A 19,967-nucleotide genomic window follows, 5' to 3' on the forward strand; every position below is an offset into this window, starting at 1 on the left:
GCATTGCCGACGCGGTTCGGTGCAGGTGGGTAGGGATGAGAATTGATTGGCATTCCCGGCGGAATATCGCCGCCGGTGGGACGGCGGCTGAGCTGCCAGCCCGTTTCGACACACCTGCGCTGTTAGCAGTGTCCGCTTTTGGCACGACCGGCTCCGGCACGAAACGGCGATCGTGCGGCGGTGCCATGTCATGAAGTACCGTTCCGATATCGACGGCCTGCGGGCGCTCGCCGTCATCCCGGTGCTGCTGTATCACGTCGGCGTCCCCGGCTTCGGAGGCGGTTTCGTCGGCGTCGACATCTTCTTTGTCATATCGGGATATCTGATCAGCGGCATGACCGATGCCGACATCCGCAACGGAACGTTTTCGCTCGGCAATTTCTACAAGCGGCGGATTCTGCGCATCCTTCCGGCGCTGTTCGTCATGCTGCTGGTCACGGGTGTGCTCGCTTACATCTATTTCCTGCCCGTCGAGCTGGAAGATTTCGCAAAGAGCCTCGCGAGCGCCGTCGGCTCGGTCGCCAACGTCTATTTCGCAAAGACCGCCGGCTATTTCGAAGCACCGGCCGAGACCAAGCCGCTGCTGCACACCTGGTCGCTCGGCGTCGAGGAGCAGTTCTATCTCGTCGTCCCGGTCGTGATGCTGGTGGCCTACCGATTCGCGCCCAAGCGCGCCAGGCTGCTGCTCGCGATCGGTGCTGTCATGTCGTTCGCGGCCGCGATCGCAATGAGCACCCGCAACGAGACGTTCGTCTTCTACCTGACGCCGTTCCGGGCCTGGGAACTCGCGCTTGGCGCGCTGCTCGCGATCGGCTTCATTCCGGCGCCCCCGCGCGGAATGTGGAGCAATGTGTGCGGACTGGCAGGGCTGACGCTGCTGCTCGGCGTGATCCTTGCAGGCTCGTCTTCGGCGCCACTGTTATTGATGACGTCGCTTGCCAGCGTCGGCGCGACGATGGTGATCGCCTCCAGCGAACGGGGCATCTCGCCGGCCGGCCGGCTGCTGTCGTTGCGACCGCTGATGTTCGTCGGCCTGATCTCCTACTCACTTTATCTCTGGCACTGGCCGCTGATCGTGTTTCAGCGCACCGATGCGGTGTTGAAGACGGGCTCGCCGGCCAGCACCAAGCTGCTGCTGATCGTTCTGTCGGTTGGTATGGCTTATTTGTCATGGAAGCTGATCGAACTCCCGTTCCGCAGCTTGGCTCGCAGCACGTCCCGAACCAAGGTTTTCACCGCGGCATCGGCCGCGATGGCGTCAGCCTTCGCGATCTGCGGACTGATCTTGCTGGCTGGCGGGGCACCGTTCCGCTTCCCGGAGCGCGTGCTGCAGATCAGCGCCTACCTCGCTTATGATTCCTCGGCGGCGTTTCGTACCGGCCGATGCTTCCTGCTCACCAATCATCAACAGCTCGACACCGAGACCTGCATGACGCGGGATCCGGCGCGGCCGAACTACCTTCTGATCGGCGACAGCCATGCGGCGCATCTCTGGCTCGGGCTTGCGTCGGCCATGCCCGGCGTCAATGTGATGCAGGCAAGTGCCAGCCTGTGTCGCCCCGCCGTGCAGGGCGGCTCGCACTATGACAGCCCGGCGTGCCGGCGCATGATGGACTTTGTCTTCAACGACTTCCTGGCCAACAACCGGATCGACAAAATCTTGCTGGCGGCGTCCTGGAAGGACGAGGACCTGCCCATCATTGCGACGACCCTCGACCTGCTGAAAGCGAGAGGACTTCGTGTCACCGTGCTTGGACCGATCGTCGAATATGACAGCGCATTGCCGCGTCTGCTTGTCGACGAGATCCTGCGCGACGACCCGGCGGCCGCCCGCGCCATGCGCCGCCCTGGCGTCCATGAACGTGACAGCGCGATGTCGCACCTCGCGGCCGATCACGGCGCCTCCTATGTCTCGCTTTACGATGCGATCTGTCCGGACGGCCGCTGCGACGAATATGTGGCTGCCAACGTGCCAATGCAGTTCGATGAAGGCCATCTGACGTCACAGGGGTCGATCGAGCTGGGTCAACGGCTGGCGCCGTTCCTTGCACCGAAACTTGTCGGAGCACGCGATGCGAACTGATGGACAAGGCGGGATCACGCGGCGGACGGCACTCGGCCTTGCGGCGCTTGCCGTGAGTGGGCTGTCGGCGGCGAGGGCCGCGCCATCGCGGGAATCACCGCTCGGTCCCGGTTCGGCGCGGTTTGCGGGCGCGTTCGTCAATTGGGGCGAGACCGGCCGCGAGCATATGCTGCAAGCCTGGGAGAAGTGGCTGAACCAGCCACCATCGTCGGTGATCGGCGTCGATTTCTACGGCCAGAATACATGGGACGATTTCCACAAGCTCGACTGGGTGCCGGGGCTCTGGAAGAAGCTCAACCCTGCGCGAAACGTCGTCTGGTCTGTCCCGCTGACGATCACCGGCACGCCGCTCGCCGATGTCGCCGGCGGCTTGCACGATTCCGACTTCGAGGCAGCGGCGCGCGCGATCGCGCAGGCACATCCCAAGGCGATTATTCGGCTCGGTTGGGAGATGAACATCTCCAGCATGGGCTGGTTCGCCAGGGGACAGGAGGACGACTACATCACGGCGTTCCGCCGGATGGTCGCGATCTTCCGCCGTCATTCTGACGACTTCAGGTTCGACTGGTGCCCCGGATGGGGAGCTCAGGATACACCGGCCGACCTCGCCTATCCTGGCAACGATGTTGTCGATACCATCGGGCTCGATGTCTACGACTTCAAATCCGAGGGCTCGGTGGCGGAGCGCTGGTCCAACCTCTATCTCAAGGCGCCGTTCGGTCTCGAATGGCAGCGTGAGTTCGCTTTGGTGCACGGCAAGCTGATGAGCTATCCCGAGTGGGGCGTCGGCCAGGCCGGCGACAATGCCGAGTTCATACAGCGGATGCACGACTGGTTCGCGGCCAATCGGGCCGTGATCGCGTATGCGGCCTATTTCGACGTCGATGGATTGTGGCCGACGCAGATCGATAACGGGCAGTTTCCGAAGTCTGGCAACCTGTACCGGAAATTGTTCGCCAGCTGATCGATCCAACAGGCCCGATTGGCAAGACAAAGCCCGATCCATCCATCGGACCGGGCTTTATTCTCTCCGCTGTGGTGTCAGGCCGCGTTCTTGCCGGCCAGCAGCGTCAAGCCCATCTTCAGCTTGTCCTGAAGCGTACGCTGGGCGAGGCAGGTGAACAGGCACAGCTTGTCGCAGGCGATGGTTTCCTTGCGGCGCGTGCGGGCTTCCTCGCTGTACCAGATTTCGCGTGCGGTCTGGGTACGGACATTGCCGATCGGCTTGAAGAACCAGCAGACCTCGAGGCGGCCGTCGGAACGGATGAAATAATTGCGCATGCCGACCCGGCACGGCATCACTTCCGGCGGCGCCTTCTCGCGGCGGAAATGGTTCGGCCAGGCATTCAGCACAGCCTCGCCATTGAGGATCGGCGCGCCTGAGCGCTTCAGCCGCAGCAGCTCGTCGCGAACCTTGATGAGATCGTCCATCTGGTTCTCGCCGATCCACAGCTCGTCCTCGACCTCCTGCGTGCCCTGCTCGACCGGCTGGAAGCTCAGCGCGGTGGCGCCGATCTGCTGGATCCAGTCGATCATTTCGGGCAGGCGGCGGAAGTTGAGCTTGTGTACGACAGGCTTGATGATGATCGGAAAATCGAGCCCCTCGGCGCGCCGCATCTCGGACACGTTGCGGATGCCCTGCACGATGTCATCAAGCGAGTTCTCGACACCGCGCGAATAATTGTGGATCGTCGGGTCGACCGAGTCGATCGAGATATTGATGTTGAAGGGGCGCGCCTCTACGGTCTGCGCCACGATCTTCTTGTTGAGATAGGCGCCGCCATTTGTGGTGACGCCCCAGTGGATGTCGTTGTCGCGGCAGAACCGCAGCAGGTCGAGAAAGCCTTTCTTGATGTAGGGTTCGCCGCCGGCGAACTCGACATGATAGGCGCCGATGAATTCCTTCAGGCTCGATAGCGCGCGCTGCCACTCCTCGATGCTCATCTCCTCCCGGTAGTTCGGCCGTCGCCAGTAGTCGCAATAGCGGCATTTGTAATTGCAACGTTCGACGACCTCCGCGAAGATCGAGGCCGGACGGGTGACGTCGCGTCCGGTGCGCAGATACAGCTCCTCCGAGAGGGCATTGCGGACGTGCTTGGAGCCGAGCGAGACGAGGTCGAGCGCTTTCAAGGTGAACCTCAAGCGGTTTTTGCGATCGGGATCGATACGCTGACTTATGGGTCGATCAGCAAATTGGATGCCAGCCGGACCAGAGGCGTCGTCCGGTCGGATCCGGGCGGCTCTTAACCCTAAGAATGTCTTGCCTGCGTAGTGCCGATCGTACGGCTTTCGGCCCAGCCCGGCCAAGCATCGCGGCAAATCACATCGCTAGACTTCAAATTAACCTTGCGACGAAATCGCGCTGAGGTGTGCGGTGGCTGGATCGGATTTTGCCATGAGGTCGCCGTAACGTTTGAACTGCATCCGTATCGCTGCACGCGGCGGTCATCTCGGGACGAAGCTGTCCCATTATGACGACTTGCCTCGCTCCGGCATGGTGCGCGTGCGGGGCGGGAATGCCAGGAGTGCTGAACCAGATGTCGACCGAGTTTGCCGCACCGGACCGGGCCTGGGTTGCGACGTCGCCTGCGCTCGACTGCTCCATCGAGACCATCATCTGCATTCCGAGCTTTCGCCGGCCGAAGCACCTGCGACTGACATTGGAGTCGATCGCGGCGCAGCGGACCGAGCGCCGCTTTGCGGTGGTCGTGGTCGAGAACGATGCGTCGCGATGTGAAAGCGCGCCGGTCGCGGCCGAGTATCTCACCTCCGGCCGGCTTCGCGGCGTCTGCATCGTCGAGCCCCGGCAGGGCAATTGCCAGGCGATCAACGCGGCGTTCGAAACGGCGCTGGCGACGTTCCCGCAGGCAAAGAGTTTCCTGATGATCGACGATGACGAGGTCGCTTCGCCCGATTGGCTGGAGCGCATGGTGCAGGCAGCCGATACGACCGGCGCCGAGATCATCGGCGGGCCGGTGTGGCCGAACTTCGACGACGAGCACAAGGGCGGCCTCAAACGCCATCCGGCGTTCGCTCCGGCCTATTACACCAGCGGTCCCGTCCCGGTGATCTACGGCTGCGGCAACTGCCTGATCCGGCGGGCGGTGTTCGAGCGGCTCGGACAGCCCGCCTTCGACCTGCGCTTCAATTTCCTCGGCGGCGGCGACCATGATTTTTTCGCGCGCGCCCGCCGCGCCGGCTTCCGCTTCTTTTGGGTAACGGAGGCTGATATCAGCGAGACCGTTCCGGAGAGCCGGACCAATCTCGGCTGGATCGTCCGGCGTGGTTTGCGGATCGGCGCGATCAACTATCATATCGAGCGCAAGGCTGCGCAAACGATCTGGTCGCGCGCGGTCGTAAAGGCCAAGATGTTCGGCCTCGTGCCGTTCTCGCTGTTTCGTTTCACGCGCATCGTCTTGAAGGAGCAGCAGGCCGTCATCGCGATGCATCCGATGGTCGTCGCCATCGGCAGCGCGCTGGCCGTTCTCGGCATCGAGCCGCAGCCTTATTCGGCCTCCAAGATCGCGCCGTGACCGACTTCCCCATCACCGCGGAAAGCCGTGCGCTGATCGCGGGGGTCTCGCGCCGGCCGGCGATGGATTTTGTCCGCGGCGCGATGTTCATCGGCATCCTGTTGCTGGTCTGGGTCTCGCTGCATCCGTTCGAAGATCTGAGCGGCTTTTATGTAGCTGACGTCACGACCGGCAAGGAGGCGTTTCTCTATGGCCTGTTCGGCGTCCTGATGGCCGTCATGCTCGCGCTGACCATGCGAGACGACATGCCGGCGCTGAAATCGCTGGTGACGCCGGCCTTCATGCTGTTTGCAGCCTGGGTCTGCGTCACTGTCGTGCTGTCGTTCGATCCGGCGACGTCGCTGCGCCGGCTTGCGCTGTCGGTGTTCGTTATCGTGGTCACGGCAACTATGCTGCTGTTGCCGAAGTCGCAAGGCGAACTGATGCGCTGGTTCAGCATCGCGGCGCTCGTCCTGCTCGTAACCTGCTATTTCGGAGTCTTGCTGGTCCCGCATCTGGCGATGCACCAGGCCACCGATCCGCAGGAGCCGGCGCTGGCCGGCAATTGGCGCGGCGTGTTCGGTCACAAGAACGTCGCCGCCGCGATGATGGCGATGCTGCTGTTCCTCGGCATCTACCTGATCAGGGCCGGGAGCTGGCTCTCGGGCATCGCCGTGGCCGTGCTGGCTTCGGTCTTCTTGTTCTTTACCGCCGGCAAGAGTTCGATGGCGTTGTGTACCGCCGTGTTATTGCTGAGCTCGCTCACGCTGGTCGTCCGTTCGTTCTGGGCGCGAGCGTTCCTGCTGCTGACGCCGCTCGTGCTGCTGAATTTGTTCAGCGTCGGCACTGTCATGAGCGATACGCTCGCTGCGATTGCCGACTTGCTGCCACTCGACACGTCCTTTACCGGCCGAGCCGACATCTGGACGTTCGCGCTCGACTCGTTGCATCAGCGACTATTAACCGGCTACGGCTTCGAGTCGTTCTGGGGCACCGATGCGATCCAGAACCTGCAGGAAGGCAAGGAGTGGGCGGGCTATGCCTCGCACAGCCACAACGGCTACCTCGACACCGCGCTCGGAACCGGTCTGCCGGGCCTTATGCTTCTGATCGCGGCGATCGTAGTCAAGCCGCTGCGGGATTTCCAGGCTGCGGATCAGGGTGGCAATAGCGGCCCGCTGACGATGCTGTACCTGCGCATCTGGCTGTTCGGCCTCTATCTGTCGTCGATGGAAAGCTTCTTTCTCGATCGCGCCGATACGACCTGGGTGACCTTCCTCATCGCCGTGTTCGGGCTGCATTATCTCGCCCGGTTCCGGATGCGAACCTAAAGTCTTACCTAGAGCTGCGCGCGGACGGCGTTCGCCACGTCGATCCACCAGCCGTCAAAGTCGAACGGCACGTGCATCGTCGGTCGCTTCAGCGCCGCGACGATCGTGTCGGCATAGGCGACGCTGTCCGAATCGCGCGGCACCAGAAGGATGGCGCCGCGATTGATCAGCTCCTTGAAACGCGGGTGGTGGTCGAATTCCTCCGGCAGTGCCGGACCGGTGACGATCAGCGGCCGGCCGGACTGCACACAGGCCAGCACGCTCGACCGCCGCGCGGTCAAGCCCTCATCGAGCGGATAGCAGAACACGTCGACTTCGCCGAGCAGGCCAAACACTTCGTAATCGGAGGCGACATAGCCGGAGACGATCACGTCGCCCGCGAGCCCCAACTCGGCAACGCGCGCGTGAAACCGTTGCTCGGTGTTGTCGACGCCGCGGATGAAGGAGCCGACATAGACGATCAGCGGCTTCAGCCCGCGCTGCTTCAAGGTTGCGCCGATCTCGAGCAGTCCATTGGGCTGTTTGCCGGGATAGATCGAGCCGAAATGTCCGATGATGAGCCGGCCGTCGCTGCGCGCGGCAGCCAGCCGTCGCCGCAGTTGCGAATCCTCGATGCCGGCCGGCGCCGCGATATTCGGCGGCAACGGCACCAGCACGCATTTCCGCACCATGCCGCGCATGAAGTGATCGTCGGCGAGCTCTCGACGCACCAGCGGCGAGAACATCACGATGGTATCGGCCAGCCATAGCGCCGGGACGTAGGTGAGCCGGCGCATCCTGTTGAGGCCGGCCCATTCGTGCTGGATCAGGACAATTTTGCGGCGCCGGAGCCGCGCAAAAGCGAGCGTGAGCAGCGGCCGGACGATCACCCGCTTCCAGGCCACGATGGGGAAGCTGCAGACCACGCTCTCGGCGGTGCCGACCGCGCGCCAGATCGCGCCGATCGTCCCGTCCGTCTGCGTCAGGGTTAACGTCGTGCTAGCGCCGGGCTCGATCTTTTCGAGCATCTCCTGCAGCAGGCGCGTGAACTGCCCGACGCCGCATTGCATCTGCGGTCCGGCGCCGAGGAACAGCGCCCGATATCGGGGTTTTTCGGTCATCGTGCTCTGGCAGCCGGTCCGGATGGCGTCGCCGTTAGCGATACAAGCGAGACATTAGCTTCGGGTAAGCGGCCGCATCCACCGTCGGCATCGTTCTTGCCAATCTCTCTGCAACAACCCTCCGCTCGTCCCGGAACGGGACATCGGATGAACAAAACGGCGCAACACATTAGGAGCGCGACAATGACGACGGGCAGGATCTTCACGAACTGGGATGACACCCATTCCGAGCTCTGGAGCCATCAGCCGATCCGGCTCGAGCACAGCATGCACAAGCAGCCGGCGTTCTCGATGGACGACCTCGCCAGGCTGATCGAGACCTATCCGCGCGAGCATTACAGCCTGGTCAAGACCGGCGCCAAGGGATCGAGCCGGGTCTGGCGCGAAGGCGAGATTGGCAACCTCTCTGGCCGCCAGGTGATCGAGGCGATCTCGCGCGGCGGCCTGTGGCTGAACCTGCGCAACGTCACCGCGATCGATCGCCGCTACCGCGACATGATCACTGAGATGTTTGGCGAGATCGTAGCCAAAGTTCCCGGTTTCGACGCGCCGACGCACCAGGCCGGTATCCTGATCTCGTCGCCCGACGCGCAGGTCTATTACCACGCCGATCTGCCGGGGCAGGGCCTGATCCAGATCGCCGGGCGCAAGCGCGTCTACATCTATCCCAACACGGCGCCGTTCATCCGGCCCCAGCATCTGGAAAATATTGCGCTGTTCGACCTCGAGGTCGATATCCCCTACGAGCCCTGGTACGACTGGCATGCGCGGGTGATCGATCTCGAGCCGGGCCAGATGTTGAACTGGCCGCTGAATGCGCCGCACCGGGTCGAGAATCTCGATACCGTCAACATCTCGATGACGGTGTCCTATGTGAATGATGACATCCGTCGCGCCCAGATCCTGCATCTCGCCAACGGCATGCTCCGCCATCGCTTCGGCTACGCGCCCAAGAGCCGCAGCATCCGCGGTCCGTCCTTCTTCGCCAAGCAGGTGATGCAGAAGCTGCTGCGCGATGGCAAGTGGGTGAAACGCGAGCGCTCGGCGCGGCGCGCGATCGACTTCCGTCTCGACGAGGCCGATCTCGGCAGGATCGTCGACGTTTCCAGGGCGGCATAAGCGACGGGCTCTCGCATGACGGTGCTGACGACATCGGCCGGACAACTTGCCGCGCGGGCGACTTCCCGCGCCACCGGTTTCCGTGTCGAATTGCTGTCGGATTGGGCGGAAGCCGCGGCGCGCTGGGGCGCCTTCGATCCGTCGACAGCGTTCCAGCATCCGCAATGGTATGCGTCGTGGTATCGCGCTTTCGCGGGTGTGACCGGTGTCGATCCATTGATCGCAATCGTGACTGACGCTGCGACCGGCGAGCGCGCCGTGTTGTTGCCGCTGATCCGGCGCCAGCAGGGCAGCATCCGCATTGTCGAGTTCGCCGACCTCGAGCTCACCGACTACAACGCGCCGCTGTTCGGGCCGGCCGCTCCGCGCGACGCGGCCACGGCGCGCCGGCTGTGGCGCGCGCTGCGCTCGGCGCTGTGCAAATCGGCCGGCGGGGCCGATCTCATTCGGCTGCGCAAGATGCCGGAGAAGCTCGACGGCCGCGTCAATCCGCTGGCGCTGCTCGATGCCGCAGGCGTGTGCCCGGCCAATGGCAATCCCGTCTTCACCGGCGATGACTACGATGCCTGGCGCTACACCTTGGAAAAGACCGTGCGCAAGGAACTGGAGCGCAGCTGGCGGGTGTTCACGCGCGATCCGTCGGCCGGCTTCAGGATCGCCGCCGACGCCGCCGAGGCGTTGAAGATCCTTGCGATCACCGAGCTGCAGCAGGGCTCGCGAATGGAGGGCCTTGGGCTCAATTTCTTCCTCAACGACGAGACCTGCTCCGCGTTCTATCGCGACCTGGTCCGCGATGGCATCGCGTGCGGCTATGCGGTGGTCACCGCGCTCACCGCGGGCGAGGATGTCGTCGCGACGCTGCTCGGCATTCGCACCGGCGCGCGCTATGTGATGATCCGGATCAGCAACGCCGGCGACAAATGGTCGAACTGCTCGCCGGGCCGGCTGATCATCGAGCGGACCATGGCCGCGCTGCATCAGGACGGCGTGCGGGAGTTCGACTTCTCGATTGGCAACTATGCCTACAAACGCCGGTTCGGACCGATGCGGATGCCGCTGGTCGATCTCGGTGCATCGCTGAGCTGGCGCGGCTGGCCGCATGCATTGCGCGACCGCGCCGTATTGATGCTGCGCCGCTATCCGAAGCTCACCGCACGGTTGAAGCAAGCGCTCGGCAAATCGCCGTCGTCGCGGGAAGAGAGCTAGACCTTTCTCACCACATCCGGCTTGCCCAGCGCGCATTCGAGCGCATCGCGGTTCCAGCCTGCGTTGATCGCCGCGGCCTCATAGCTCGATAGCAGGAAATCGAGCAACGCCTTGTCGGGGTCTGCAGCCGTGCGCACGGCGTCGTATGGCAGAATGAATTCGCCAAGCGCCTCGCTGAAGAATGCGGCCTCGGGTCGGACCGGCATGCTGCGATAGCCCGCAGGCTCCGGGTAGGCGTAGGAATAGAATGCTGGATAGTCGATTGCGCCGCCGCCCGGCCAGAAGCCGGCGCTGCTGACCTCGTGCGAGTAGGCTTCCTGCACCACGGCATCGGGCAAATGCGGCACGCCGCCGGGATGGCGCGGCGCCCGTCGGCCGGAGAAGCGCGTGACCGCAAGATCGAAGCTGCCCCAGAAGAAATGCACCGGGCTCGCCTTGCCCAGAAAGCCAGTACGGAATTGCTTGAACACGCGGTCGCAGTTCACAAGGATCTGGTGAAAACGGCGGACCGCCTCCGCATCGTAGGAGGCATGCTGCGTGTCCTGCGAAAACCGGATCGGGGCGGGCAGTTCGTTGGGCATCTCCTCGATAGCGACGTCGACGCCAAGGTCCTTCAGGTTGGCCGTGACGGCCGCGTAGAAGCTCGCGACCGATTGCGGGACGAGCGCGAATTGCCGCGCGGTGCCGTCGCTGGTCGATATGAGAAGGATGTGATCGATGAAATCGAAGTCGATCTGGAACGTGCGGTCGCCGTCCGGGATCGGCGACGTCGTCAGCCCCCGCGCGGTGACATAGAGCGTGACGTGCCAGGAATGATTGAGCCAGGGAGATTTCGTCAGCCGGATCTTGCCGACGATCTGGGTCCAGAGCTGCAGCGTGGCACAGGTGTCACGCCACGCCGCGGTCGGCAGTTCAGGCCAGCGAGGGTTGGAAGTGGTGTTCATCGCAAACCTCTGCGCTGCCGAGATGACGCTGTAGTCTATCACGATCGGGCGGCATCCTCGAAGGAGAATGCCGCCCGTATCGCATCAGCCATGCGGTTGGCCGCGGAGCTAGCCGAGATGCTTAGCCATGCAGCTTCTTGGCAGTCTCAGCGATCACGCGGCCTTGATAGCGCGCGCCGGCCAGCTCGTTTTCGCTCGGCTGGCGGCTGCCGTCACCGCCGGTAATCGTGGTGGCGCCGTAGGGCGCGCCGCCGGTAACCTCATCGAGCTTCATCTGGCCGGCAAAGCCGTAGTTGAGGCCGACGATCGTCATGCCGAAATGCAGTAGGTTGGTGATGATCGAGAACAGGGTGGTCTCCTGGCCACCATGCTGGGTCGCCGTGGACGTGAAGGCGCCGCCGACCTTGCCGTGCAACGCGCCCTTGGCCCAGAGGCCGCCGGCCTGGTCGAGGAAGTTCGCCATCTGCGACGCCATCCGGCCGAAGCGGGTGCCGGTGCCGACGATGATGGCGTCATAATTGGCGAGGTCATCGATCTTGGCGACCGGCGCAGCCTGGTCGACCTTGTAGTACGACGCTTTCGCGACTTCGGCCGGCACCAGCTCGGGCACGCGTTTGATGTCGACGGTGGCGCCGGCTTCGCGCGCGCCTTCCGCGACGGCATTCGCCATCGCTTCGATGTGACCGTAGGCGGAATAATACAGGACGAGAACCTTGGCCATGATGGCCTCCTTTGAGTTTGCAGGTTGTTGTGGTGGGGAGGGGGCATGCGCGGACGTTTGTCCGCGCATGAGAGAAGAAGACGTCAGGCCGCGTCGACCAGCACCAGCTCGGCATCCTCGAGCGCGGTGATCTTCAGCTTGGTCTCGTCGCGGATCGCCGCACCGTCGCGTGCATTGACGCGCACGCCGTTGACCTCGACGCTGCCGGCCGCCGGCACCAGATAGAGGTGACGGGCTTTGTCGGAATCGTATTCCGCGCTCTCGCCGGCCTTCAGCGTGGTGGCGAGCACCCGCGCATCGGCCCGGATCGGCAGCGTATCCTTGTCGCCGTCAATGCCTGAGGCGATGGTGACGAGCTTGCCGGAGCGGTCTGATTTCGGGAATGGCTTCGAGCCCCAGGTCGGATGGCCGCCTTTCGTCGTCGGCTCGATCCAGATCTGGAAGATCTTGGTCCTCGACGGCTCCAGATTGTACTCGGAGTGACGGATGCCGCTGCCGGCGCTCATCACCTGGACGTCGCCCGCTTCGGTGCGGCCCTTGTTGCCGAGCGAGTCCTGGTGCGTGATCGCGCCCTCGCGGACATAGGTGATGATTTCCATGTTGGCGTGGGGATGCGCGGGAAAGCCAGAGTTCGGCGCGATCTCGTCATCGTTCCACACCCGCAATGCGCCGTGGCTGATGTTGTCGGGGTCGTGGTAACTCGCGAAGGAGAAGTGGTGCTTCGCCTTCAGCCAGCCGTGATCGGCGCCGCCGAGCTTGGCGAATGGTTTCAGTTCGATCATGGGATATCTCCATCGGTTGAATTCCGTTGGCTCTTGGATATGCCTCCCGCCGTGGTATATAAATAGAAACTATCGAAACTCATTGTTTCCTATATTGAGCAATCGGGACAGCTGCCCATGCCAAAACTTCCGGACTTCGAGGCGCTCGCGATTTTCGCAAAAGTTGTGGAATTACGGTCATTTGCCGGCGCTGCGGGCGACCTTTCGCTGTCCAAGGCCACGGTCTCCAAGGCGGTCAGCCGACTCGAGGAGCGGCTCGGCGCGCGGCTGTTCAACCGCACCTCGCGGCGGCTGGCGCTGACCGATGCCGGCCAGAAATTGTCCGAGCGCGCAGCCCGCCTGCTCGCCGACGGTGAGGCCGCGGAAAACGAGGCGCTGGCGCAATCGACCACGCCGCGCGGGCTGGTGCGGCTCGCGGTGCCGATGAGCTTTGGCATCAAGACGGTGGCGCCGCTGCTGCCGGAGTTCATGGAGGCCTATCCGGAGGTCGCGATCGACCTGCATCTCAGCGATGCGACGGTGGACCTGATCGGCGAGGGGTTTGATGCCGGCCTGCGCATTGCGCGGCTGCCGGACTCCTCGTTGATTGCGCGCCGGCTCTGCGCCATGCCCCGCTACACGGTGGCCGCGCCGTCCTATCTGAAGCGCCACGGTCGGCCGACCCATCCAATGCATCTCGCCGAGCACAAATGCTTCGGCTACGCCTATCTCTCGACGCAGGGCGTCTGGCACTACACCAACGCCGCAGGCGAGCAGGCCAATGTGCGCCCGGCGGGCCAACTCCGTGTCAACAATGGCGAGGCGGTGATGCCCGCGTTGCTCGCCGGCCTCGGCATCGCCGATCTGCCCGATTTCATCGTCGGCGATGCGATCGCGAGCGGTGAGGTCGAGGTGATCTTGAAAGGCTGGCACCAGCCCGAGGCCGCCGTGCACCTCGTCACCCCACCCGGCGGCCCGCGCCCCGCCCGCGTCGAGGTGCTCGCGGATTTTCTGGCGAAGCAGTTTGCCAAGGGAAAGAAGCGGTAACGTCCGATTGTCTTCACATTTATTTGTCCACGCGAACGATCCTTGGCCGCATTCAGTTGCCAGCTTGAAGCAAATCGGCCGCGCGGAATCCTCGCGCATGCCTTGTGAAATCCAACGAGAGGACCCGGACATGCAAACGCAGCGGATTGTCCTAAGTCTTGCGATCGCGATTGGCGGCGGCCTGTTCGCCGCTGCGCCTGCGCTCTCCCAGGAAGAGCGTGGAACCTGGGAACAGCAGATGGCGTGCACACCAGACGTGATGCGCCTGTGCAGCGACCAGATTCCCGATACTGGCCGGATCGTCGCGTGCCTGCGGCAGAACACGGCGTTGCTTGGCCATTCCTGTCGCGCAGTGTTCGAGTCGAATGCTAGCGCGCAGCAGCAACCCGGGCCACAGCCGCCAATGGCGCGCGCGCCGCAGCCGATGCAGCCCCATGTGCCGCAGCAGATTCAGCCGGCGCCGGTCGCGCCATTGCCCGACGATGACGACGAGTAAGATTTAGGGCCTGACCTCGCAGACATCGACCCATTCGGCCGCTGTCAGCTCCGCCATCCTGTCGGGCGTGATGCGCACCGCGCTGTGGGTCGAGCCCGCGGCCGGTACCACAACGTCGAACGCCTTCAACGACACGTCGCAATAAATCGCGAGCGGCGTCTTCAGCCCGAACGGACAGACGCCGCCGACCTCGTGGCCGGTGATTTCGGCGACTTCGTCGAGGCCGAGCATCTTCGGCTTTCCGCCGAACTGCGCCTTCACCTTCTCGTTGTCCATCCGCGAGGTGCCGCTGGCGACGATCAGCACCACGCGGTCGGCGACGCGGAGGCTCAGCGTCTTGGCGATCCGCGCCGGTTCGACGCCATAGGCCTCGGCCGCCAGCACGACGGTCGCGGAGCTCATGGTTGATTCGATTACGGAGATATCGGGCGCCTTCTCGGCGAAGAAGGCACGGACGGACTCGAGACTCATTTTCGTTCAGGACCTTTGGGCGGACACCAGGGCGGGAAGTTCGGAGAGAGCGCCGATGCGGTGATCCGGCACGACGCCGAACTCGTCCATCTGGGTACGCAGGGCTTTGAACATCGTCAATGGGGGGACCGTCTCGCTCTCGATGCAGGCCAGCGCCATTGCTTCCGGCGTCACCCGCTCGATCCATGCGACGTTGAGGCCGAATGCCTTGGCGCCGCAGGCGTCCCACGGATTGGAGGAGATGAACAGCACCTCGGCGGGCGGCACGTGCAAGACCTCCTCGATCAGCGCGTAGGCCTCCGGTGCCGGCTTGAACATTTTCTTCGCATCGACGCTGATGGTCGCATCGAGCAGGCGGTCGAGGCCGGAATTGCGCACCAGCGCGTTGAGCATGTCAGGGCTGCCGTTGGAGAGGATCGCGAGCTTCTTGTCCTTCATCGCGGACAGCGCGCTCACTGCATCGGGATAGAGATCGAGATGCTGATATTTGTCGATGATGCGGGCGAAGGTCGCCGCGTCATATTGCAGGCCGAGGCTGCGCAGCGTGTAGGCAAGCCCGTCGCGCGTGGCGACAGAGAAATCCTGGTAGCGCCGCATCAGCGTGCGCAGCCAGGAGTATTCGAGCTGCTTGATGCGCCAGACCTGCGTGATGATGTCACCATAGCCCGGAAAGGCATCCTCGGTGACATCAGCCACCGACTGGACGTCGTAGAGCGTGCCATAGGCATCGAAGACGACGGCTTTGATCGTCACTGTCATTCCCTCTCATCCCGACCGCCGCGCTAGGGACGCCGAGGGCGCAGTGCGGAGGCCGCCTTATATACCCAAAATTTTCCGCGCGTTGGCCTTCAAGACCTTGGGGCGGATCTCCTCGCGGATGTCGAGCTTTGCAAAGTCGGCAAGCCAGCGGTCCGGCGTGATCACCGGCCAGTCGGAACCGAACAGCATCTTGTCCTGCAGGATCGAGTTGATGTAGCGCACCAAAATCGGCGGGAAATATTTCGGCGACCAGCCTGAGAGGTCGATATAGACGTTCGGCTTGTGGGTCGCCACCGACAGCGCTTCCTCCTGCCAGGGAAAGGAAGGATGCGCGAGGATGATCTTGAGATCGGGGAAGTCAGCCGCGACGTCGTCCATGTACATCGGGTTGGAATATTTCAGCCGCATGCCCATGCCTCCAGGCATGCCGCTTCCGACGCCGGTCTGGCCGGTGTGGAACAGCGCGATCGCGCCGCCGTCATTGATCGCCTCGTAGAGCGGATAGGCCATGCGGTCGTTGGCGTAGAAGCCCTGCATGGTCGGGTGGAATTTGAAGCCGCGGACGCCGTAGTCCTCGATTAGCTTCCTCGCCTCACGGACGCCGAGCTTGCCCTTGTGCGGGTCGATCGAGACGAACGGGATCAGGACGTCGAGATGGTCGGAGGCGATCTCCAGCATCTCAAGGTTGTTGTAGCGGCGGAAGCCGGTCTCGCGCTCGGCATCGACAGGGAAGATCACCGCAGCGATGTTCTTGGAACGGTAATAGGCCGCGGTCTCCGGCACGGTCGGTGGATGCTTGTGCGGCGATTTGAAGTACTCCGCCATCTGCGCCTGGAAGTCGTCATAGCCGTCGTCGCCATGCATGCCGCAGGGCTCCTCGGCATGGGTGTGGATGTCGATCGCGACGACCTTCTCGATATCGGGCAGTTTGAGTTTGGGCATGGTGGCCTCCCCGGCGGCTTGACTGTTCGGTCTCTGGCAAATTGATTATACGATATAATTATTTTCGCAAGCTGCTTCACATGGCGGGCGCCGGTCTCGTCGCCGCCCCGCAGATCGCGGAATCGTGTTCAGCCGGGCGCGGGCTGTGAAGCAGGTCATACAGACGAGGTAATGATTGTGTCAGAATGCAACTTGTAATTGCTAATCATTTCCACCCGAAAGGATTTCATCATGGCCAATACCCAGCCCAATCTCTATGAGCTTTCCGGTCACGGCATTCACGTCACCTATTCGACGACCAGCATCACGGGGAAGCCGGTCTTCAGCTATCACGACGGATTCCAGACCAAGAGCTTCACCGGCGACGAGATCCAGACCCAGAGCTCAATTCTCGGCACGCTGGTCAGCGTGTTCCTGATGCGGACTATCGACGGGCCGTCGACGTCGTTCACGGTGCTGATCCCGAGCGTACGTCTGTCCGGTCCCGAGGTCGTCAATATCTCGACCGAGGGCATTACAACCCTGCATCGCTTCGGCATTCCCCTGCCGCCGACCGGACAAACCGAGCTTTACACCCTGCATCGGCTGCATGGGACCGCGCGATTCGTCGTCTTCTAAGCTGCCGGCATCGCGTGGCGTCGGGACACAAGTCCCGACGGATGGCGGCTTCGGCGGCCGGGAGGCTGGGCTGGTCGGCCTCCCGGCCGCCTGTTTTCCGAGCGATTTCAATGACGCACCGGTGCTTTGGCCGGGCTCCCGTTCGGCTGGATGGGCTGAAAAACGGCCCGTTTCGGTTGACATTTGGCGGTGCGATGGCTTAGAAACCGCCCCGTCCCGGGCGGCAGGCCGCTTGTCGGGATAAATCCCATTTTGCCTTTGGGCATTGATCAGGCACGGCCTCCAACACGGGCCTTTCGAAGTAACAGGATTGTCCCATGAAGGTCCGTAACTCGCTGAAATCGCTGCGTGGCCGCCACCGCAACAACCGTTTGGTCCGCCGCAAGGGCCGGGTCTATGTGATCAACAAGGTCCAGCGCCGCTTCAAGGCGCGCCAAGGTTGATTCCGGCTTGATCCGGGATTGATTGGAGGCCGAGCGGCCTCTTCCAATCCGGGAACTGCACTCTTTCACAGCTCTTTGACGCCGTGCTGCTTTGCAGCGCGGCTTTCTGCGTTTAGACTTCCGCCATGGGATTACGACTCCTAGGGCTCAACCGGCTGGCAATCCTGATCGCGGCGCTGCTGGCTATGCCGGTCGCGGCCGCGGCACAAGACGATCCCAGGGTCATCCCGCCACCGAAAGCGCAGAAGAAGCTGCCGGAAGCTCCGGGCAAGCTGCCGACGGTCCCGGCCGATCGCATCCGCGGGCTGGATTTCCTGTTCGGCGCACTGAAAGCGGCACCCGATGAAACCAGCGCCCGCCATGTCGAGGCGCGGATCTGGGCGCTGTGGCTACAGACGCCGAGCGACACCGCGGCGCTCTTGATGGTGCGCGCCAAGGCGGCGATCGACGCCCAGAATCTCGACGTCGCGTTGAAGCTGCTGGACGCCGTGATCAAGCTGCGGCCCGATTACATCGAGGCCTGGAACCGGCGCGCGACGCTGTATTATTTGAAGAACGACTACGGCCGTTCGCTGGAAGACATTCATCAGGTCTTGATCCGTGAGCCCCGCCATTTCGGCGCGCTCGCGGGTCTCGGCATGATCATGCAGGAGGCCGGCGACGACAAACGTGCACTCGAGGCCTTCCGCAAGGCGCTTGCGATCGACCCGTATCTCGAGAAGGTGCCGGAGATGGTCAAGCAGCTCTCCGAAAAGGTCGAAGGCCGCGATATCTGATGGCGTACCGTTCGCCGCGATCGCGGGGGTGACGATCGCCAACGAAGACGCGAGAGGCACTGAACGCCGAAGCGCTCACGACACTAATGAAGCAACCTGCCGCGTGGCGGACTGTCCTGGGCTGCAGCGGCATAAAATTGCTGCAACTCGGCTTCCAAATGCTCGTTGACCAGCAATAGTGCCCTCAGGGCTCCGCGCAGGTCGCCATTGCAGCTTTCCACGATCTGGTCGATGGCTGCATCGCTTGGGTCGGACATCATGGTACTCCTCCGAATATTCCCGTTGAACTCGTCGTCTGGATCCCGGTTCCTGTGAATATCGTGGACAGGCCAGGTACTGTTCCGGCTTCGATGAAACATGGCGTCTGATGGCGAAATTGCTACTGACAACATATGAAATTGCTAATGACGCTGGTATGAACCCGCTATCCACAGGCTGGGCGTAGTGTGGAAAACCTTACGTCGGGATGGCCCGGAAAAAGGCACAATCGGCTTTCCGAACAAGATCATGTCCGGACAAGATGAAACCCGCCCCGGCGCGAAACCTGCTTTCGCCCCCGCCGTAGTTCCCTGGTGCCCCGGATCGTCTCGATGCTGACTGTGATCATCGTTCTGGCGCTGGCAGGGCTGGCGCTGGCGACGCAAGCCGGGGTTTGGCTGATCCAGCGCAGCTTTCCACCTCAGGGCCGCATGATCGATGTTTCGGGCGCGACCTTGCACGTGGTCGATCTGGGCCCGCGCGATGCCGCCAGCCCGCCGATCGTGATGCTGCATGGCGCAAGCTCGAACCTCCGCGTGATGCAGCATCCGCTCGGCGACAGGCTGGCAAAAACCCGTCGCGTGATCCTGATCGACCGTCCCGGCCACGGCTGGAGCACGCGCGATCGCGAGGACTATTCGACGCCCGCCATCCAGGGCCGGATGATCATGGAGGCGCTGACCAAGCTCGGTGTCGACAAGGCGATCGTGGTCGCGCATTCCTGGGCCGGCGCGCTCGCCCTGCGCATGGCGCTGGATGATCCGGACCGGGTCGCGGGTCTCGTGCTGCTCGCCCCCGTCGCCTATCCCTGGCCCGGCGGCGTCGGACGCTACAACGAGGTGATCGCGACGCCGTTGATCGGGCGGCTGCTCGCCTACACCATCACGCTGCCGCTCGGCTGCCTCGTCGTTGCGTCAGGTACGCGTGGCGTGTTTGCGCCGCAGGCGATGCCCGATCATTTTGTCCATGACACCGCGACGCCGCTGTTGCTGCGTCCGCGCGAGTTCATCGCCAATGCGCAGGACCTCGTCACATTGAAGGCCGCCGTCGTCGCGCAGGCGCCGCGCTACGCAGAGATCACGGCGCCGATCACGATTATTTCCGGCGATGATGCCGACAAGACGGTTTCGACCAATATCCACTCGCGTCCGCTCGCTGCCACCGCGCCGAACGCGAAGCTCATCGTGTTGCCTGGCGTCGGCCACATGGTGCAGGACGCCGCGCCCGATCTCGTGATGTCCGAAATCGAGGCGATGGCCGCCCGCATGGCGCAGCCCGCGACGGCGGTGCAATAGCCGAACGTCATCGATCCGACCAAGTGTTGGACTGGAAGCACCGCGCGAATGTGATCCGGTGAGCCTTGCGCGGTCTTGTGGCGCC

Annotated in this window: 21 protein-coding genes; 12 read left to right on the top strand and 9 right to left on the bottom strand. The window is 63.3% G+C overall.

Annotated features, from left to right (window positions below; genetic code table 11):
- Nucleotides 1–190: 190 nt before the first annotated feature.
- Both UP10_RS25110 and UP10_RS42180 read left to right on the top strand, forming a co-directional pair.
- Complete coding sequence (locus UP10_RS25110) at nt 191–2,083, top strand: acyltransferase family protein (protein WP_044589872.1); 1,893 nt, start codon at nt 191–193, stop codon at nt 2,081–2,083.
- Nucleotides 2,073–3,047 carry a glycoside hydrolase family 26 protein gene (locus UP10_RS42180; RefSeq protein WP_050043798.1) on the top strand — a complete coding sequence of 325 codons (975 nt, stop codon included), beginning with the start codon at nt 2,073–2,075 and terminating at the stop codon, nt 3,045–3,047. Before UP10_RS25110 ends, UP10_RS42180 begins: the two co-directional genes overlap by 11 nt.
- 77 nt (nt 3,048–3,124) lie before the next feature.
- On the opposite strand, the gene UP10_RS25120 is transcribed toward UP10_RS42180, so the two are convergent.
- Nucleotides 3,125–4,213, bottom strand: a complete 1,089-nt coding sequence (locus tag UP10_RS25120; protein WP_044589873.1) for a radical SAM/SPASM domain-containing protein — start codon at nt 4,211–4,213, stop codon at nt 3,125–3,127.
- A 407-nt stretch (nt 4,214–4,620) separates the two neighbouring features.
- On the opposite strand from UP10_RS25120, the gene UP10_RS25125 reads away from it, so the two are divergent.
- Together UP10_RS25125 and UP10_RS25130 are read left to right on the top strand one after the other, a co-directional pair.
- Nucleotides 4,621–5,616 carry a glycosyltransferase family 2 protein gene (locus UP10_RS25125; RefSeq protein ID WP_245321845.1) on the top strand — a complete coding sequence of 332 codons (996 nt, stop codon included), beginning with the start codon at nt 4,621–4,623 and terminating at the stop codon, nt 5,614–5,616.
- Nucleotides 5,613–6,926, top strand: coding sequence for an O-antigen ligase family protein (locus tag UP10_RS25130; RefSeq protein WP_050043799.1), 1,314 nt, complete (start codon nt 5,613–5,615; stop codon nt 6,924–6,926). Before UP10_RS25125 ends, UP10_RS25130 begins: the two co-directional genes overlap by 4 nt.
- 8 nt (nt 6,927–6,934) lie before the next feature.
- Here the strand turns inward: UP10_RS25130 and UP10_RS25135 are convergent, their stop codons facing one another.
- Entirely contained in the window at nt 6,935–8,026 is a 1,092-nt protein-coding gene (locus UP10_RS25135) for a glycosyltransferase family protein (RefSeq protein ID WP_050043800.1), read from the bottom strand.
- Nucleotides 8,027–8,209: 183 nt separating this feature from the next.
- Here UP10_RS25135 and UP10_RS25140 point away from each other — a divergent pair, with 183 nt between their 5' ends.
- Both UP10_RS25140 and UP10_RS25145 read left to right on the top strand, forming a co-directional pair.
- A complete protein-coding gene (locus UP10_RS25140; RefSeq protein ID WP_044589875.1) occupies nt 8,210–9,145 on the top strand; it encodes a cupin-like domain-containing protein in 936 nt (311 codons plus the stop codon).
- Between the two features lie 15 nt (nt 9,146–9,160).
- Nucleotides 9,161–10,351 carry a GNAT family N-acetyltransferase gene (locus tag UP10_RS25145; RefSeq protein ID WP_044589876.1) on the top strand — a complete coding sequence of 397 codons (1,191 nt, stop codon included), beginning with the start codon at nt 9,161–9,163 and terminating at the stop codon, nt 10,349–10,351.
- On the opposite strand, the gene UP10_RS25150 is transcribed toward UP10_RS25145, so the two are convergent.
- From UP10_RS25150 to UP10_RS25160, 3 genes are all read right to left on the bottom strand, one after another.
- Nucleotides 10,348–11,295: a DUF5996 family protein gene (locus tag UP10_RS25150; RefSeq protein WP_044589877.1), complete on the bottom strand. Its 948-nt coding sequence runs from the start codon at nt 11,293–11,295 to the stop codon at nt 10,348–10,350. The genes UP10_RS25145 and UP10_RS25150 overlap by 4 nt on opposite strands.
- Nucleotides 11,296–11,416: 121 nt before the next feature.
- Nucleotides 11,417–12,016, bottom strand: coding sequence for an NAD(P)H:quinone oxidoreductase (gene wrbA / locus UP10_RS25155; protein WP_044589878.1), 600 nt, complete (start codon nt 12,014–12,016; stop codon nt 11,417–11,419).
- 83 nt (nt 12,017–12,099) lie between these two features.
- The gene (locus UP10_RS25160) at nt 12,100–12,798 is read right to left on the bottom strand and encodes a pirin family protein (protein ID WP_044589879.1); all 699 of its coding nucleotides are present in this window, start codon (nt 12,796–12,798) and stop codon (nt 12,100–12,102) included.
- 117 nt (nt 12,799–12,915) lie between these two features.
- On the opposite strand from UP10_RS25160, the gene UP10_RS25165 reads away from it, so the two are divergent.
- Together UP10_RS25165 and UP10_RS25170 are read left to right on the top strand one after the other, a co-directional pair.
- A complete protein-coding gene (locus tag UP10_RS25165; RefSeq protein WP_044589880.1) occupies nt 12,916–13,824 on the top strand; it encodes a LysR family transcriptional regulator in 909 nt (302 codons plus the stop codon).
- 130 nt (nt 13,825–13,954) lie between these two features.
- The gene (locus UP10_RS25170) at nt 13,955–14,320 is read left to right on the top strand and encodes a cysteine rich repeat-containing protein (RefSeq protein WP_245321847.1); all 366 of its coding nucleotides are present in this window, start codon (nt 13,955–13,957) and stop codon (nt 14,318–14,320) included.
- A 3-nt stretch (nt 14,321–14,323) separates the two neighbouring features.
- Here the strand turns inward: UP10_RS25170 and UP10_RS25175 are convergent, their stop codons facing one another.
- The 3 genes from UP10_RS25175 to UP10_RS25185 all read right to left on the bottom strand — a co-directional run bounded on the left by UP10_RS25175 (nt 14,324) and on the right by UP10_RS25185 (nt 16,492).
- Complete coding sequence (locus UP10_RS25175; RefSeq protein WP_044589882.1) at nt 14,324–14,791, bottom strand: YbaK/EbsC family protein; 468 nt, start codon at nt 14,789–14,791, stop codon at nt 14,324–14,326.
- 6 nt (nt 14,792–14,797) lie between these two features.
- The gene (locus UP10_RS25180; protein WP_044589883.1) at nt 14,798–15,544 is read right to left on the bottom strand and encodes a haloacid dehalogenase type II; all 747 of its coding nucleotides are present in this window, start codon (nt 15,542–15,544) and stop codon (nt 14,798–14,800) included.
- A gap of 63 nt (nt 15,545–15,607) precedes the next feature.
- Entirely contained in the window at nt 15,608–16,492 is an 885-nt protein-coding gene (locus UP10_RS25185; RefSeq protein ID WP_044589884.1) for an amidohydrolase family protein, read from the bottom strand.
- A gap of 231 nt (nt 16,493–16,723) precedes the next feature.
- On the opposite strand from UP10_RS25185, the gene UP10_RS25190 reads away from it, so the two are divergent.
- The 3 genes from UP10_RS25190 (at nt 16,724) to UP10_RS25200 (ending at nt 18,329) form a co-directional block, all read left to right on the top strand.
- Entirely contained in the window at nt 16,724–17,110 is a 387-nt protein-coding gene (locus UP10_RS25190; RefSeq protein ID WP_044589885.1) for a hypothetical protein, read from the top strand.
- 317 nt (nt 17,111–17,427) lie between these two features.
- Nucleotides 17,428–17,553: a type B 50S ribosomal protein L36 gene (ykgO, locus tag UP10_RS25195; protein ID WP_002718645.1), complete on the top strand. Its 126-nt coding sequence runs from the start codon at nt 17,428–17,430 to the stop codon at nt 17,551–17,553.
- 125 nt (nt 17,554–17,678) lie between these two features.
- The gene (locus UP10_RS25200) at nt 17,679–18,329 is read left to right on the top strand and encodes a tetratricopeptide repeat protein (RefSeq protein ID WP_044589886.1); all 651 of its coding nucleotides are present in this window, start codon (nt 17,679–17,681) and stop codon (nt 18,327–18,329) included.
- 83 nt (nt 18,330–18,412) lie between these two features.
- Here UP10_RS25200 and UP10_RS45395 read toward each other — a convergent pair whose 3' ends face one another.
- Nucleotides 18,413–18,589 carry a hypothetical protein gene (locus UP10_RS45395; RefSeq protein ID WP_210166768.1) on the bottom strand — a complete coding sequence of 59 codons (177 nt, stop codon included), beginning with the start codon at nt 18,587–18,589 and terminating at the stop codon, nt 18,413–18,415.
- A 330-nt stretch (nt 18,590–18,919) separates the two neighbouring features.
- Between UP10_RS45395 and UP10_RS25210 the strand changes: the two genes are divergently transcribed.
- Nucleotides 18,920–19,882, top strand: a complete 963-nt coding sequence (locus tag UP10_RS25210; RefSeq protein WP_044589888.1) for an alpha/beta fold hydrolase — start codon at nt 18,920–18,922, stop codon at nt 19,880–19,882.
- Nucleotides 19,883–19,967 lie beyond the last annotated feature (85 nt).

The organism is Bradyrhizobium sp. LTSPM299 (assembly GCF_000938235.1).
In the GTDB taxonomy this organism is placed as follows: domain Bacteria; phylum Pseudomonadota; class Alphaproteobacteria; order Rhizobiales; family Xanthobacteraceae; genus Bradyrhizobium.

Excerpts from the sequence above, each read along its gene's own strand:
- UP10_RS25110 (WP_044589872.1), top strand. The coding sequence starts at position 191 with ATGAAGTACCGTTCCGATATCGACGGCCTGCGGGCGCTCGCCGTCATC.
- UP10_RS42180 (WP_050043798.1), top strand. The coding sequence starts at position 2,073 with ATGCGAACTGATGGACAAGGCGGGATCACGCGGCGGACGGCACTCGGC.
- UP10_RS25125 (WP_245321845.1), top strand. The coding sequence starts at position 4,621 with ATGTCGACCGAGTTTGCCGCACCGGACCGGGCCTGGGTTGCGACGTCG.
- UP10_RS25135 (WP_050043800.1), bottom strand. The coding sequence starts at position 8,026 with ATGACCGAAAAACCCCGATATCGGGCGCTGTTCCTCGGCGCCGGACCG.
- UP10_RS25140 (WP_044589875.1), top strand. The coding sequence starts at position 8,210 with ATGACGACGGGCAGGATCTTCACGAACTGGGATGACACCCATTCCGAG.
- UP10_RS25145 (WP_044589876.1), top strand. The coding sequence starts at position 9,161 with ATGACGGTGCTGACGACATCGGCCGGACAACTTGCCGCGCGGGCGACT.
- UP10_RS25150 (WP_044589877.1), bottom strand. The coding sequence starts at position 11,295 with ATGAACACCACTTCCAACCCTCGCTGGCCTGAACTGCCGACCGCGGCG.
- wrbA (WP_044589878.1), bottom strand. The coding sequence starts at position 12,016 with ATGGCCAAGGTTCTCGTCCTGTATTATTCCGCCTACGGTCACATCGAA.
- UP10_RS25160 (WP_044589879.1), bottom strand. The coding sequence starts at position 12,798 with ATGATCGAACTGAAACCATTCGCCAAGCTCGGCGGCGCCGATCACGGC.
- UP10_RS25165 (WP_044589880.1), top strand. The coding sequence starts at position 12,916 with ATGCCAAAACTTCCGGACTTCGAGGCGCTCGCGATTTTCGCAAAAGTT.
- UP10_RS25170 (WP_245321847.1), top strand. The coding sequence starts at position 13,955 with ATGCAAACGCAGCGGATTGTCCTAAGTCTTGCGATCGCGATTGGCGGC.
- UP10_RS25175 (WP_044589882.1), bottom strand. The coding sequence starts at position 14,791 with ATGAGTCTCGAGTCCGTCCGTGCCTTCTTCGCCGAGAAGGCGCCCGAT.
- UP10_RS25185 (WP_044589884.1), bottom strand. The coding sequence starts at position 16,492 with ATGCCCAAACTCAAACTGCCCGATATCGAGAAGGTCGTCGCGATCGAC.
- UP10_RS25190 (WP_044589885.1), top strand. The coding sequence starts at position 16,724 with ATGGCCAATACCCAGCCCAATCTCTATGAGCTTTCCGGTCACGGCATT.
- ykgO (WP_002718645.1), top strand. The coding sequence starts at position 17,428 with ATGAAGGTCCGTAACTCGCTGAAATCGCTGCGTGGCCGCCACCGCAAC.
- UP10_RS25200 (WP_044589886.1), top strand. The coding sequence starts at position 17,679 with ATGGGATTACGACTCCTAGGGCTCAACCGGCTGGCAATCCTGATCGCG.
- UP10_RS45395 (WP_210166768.1), bottom strand. The coding sequence starts at position 18,589 with ATGATGTCCGACCCAAGCGATGCAGCCATCGACCAGATCGTGGAAAGC.
- UP10_RS25210 (WP_044589888.1), top strand. The coding sequence starts at position 18,920 with ATGCTGACTGTGATCATCGTTCTGGCGCTGGCAGGGCTGGCGCTGGCG.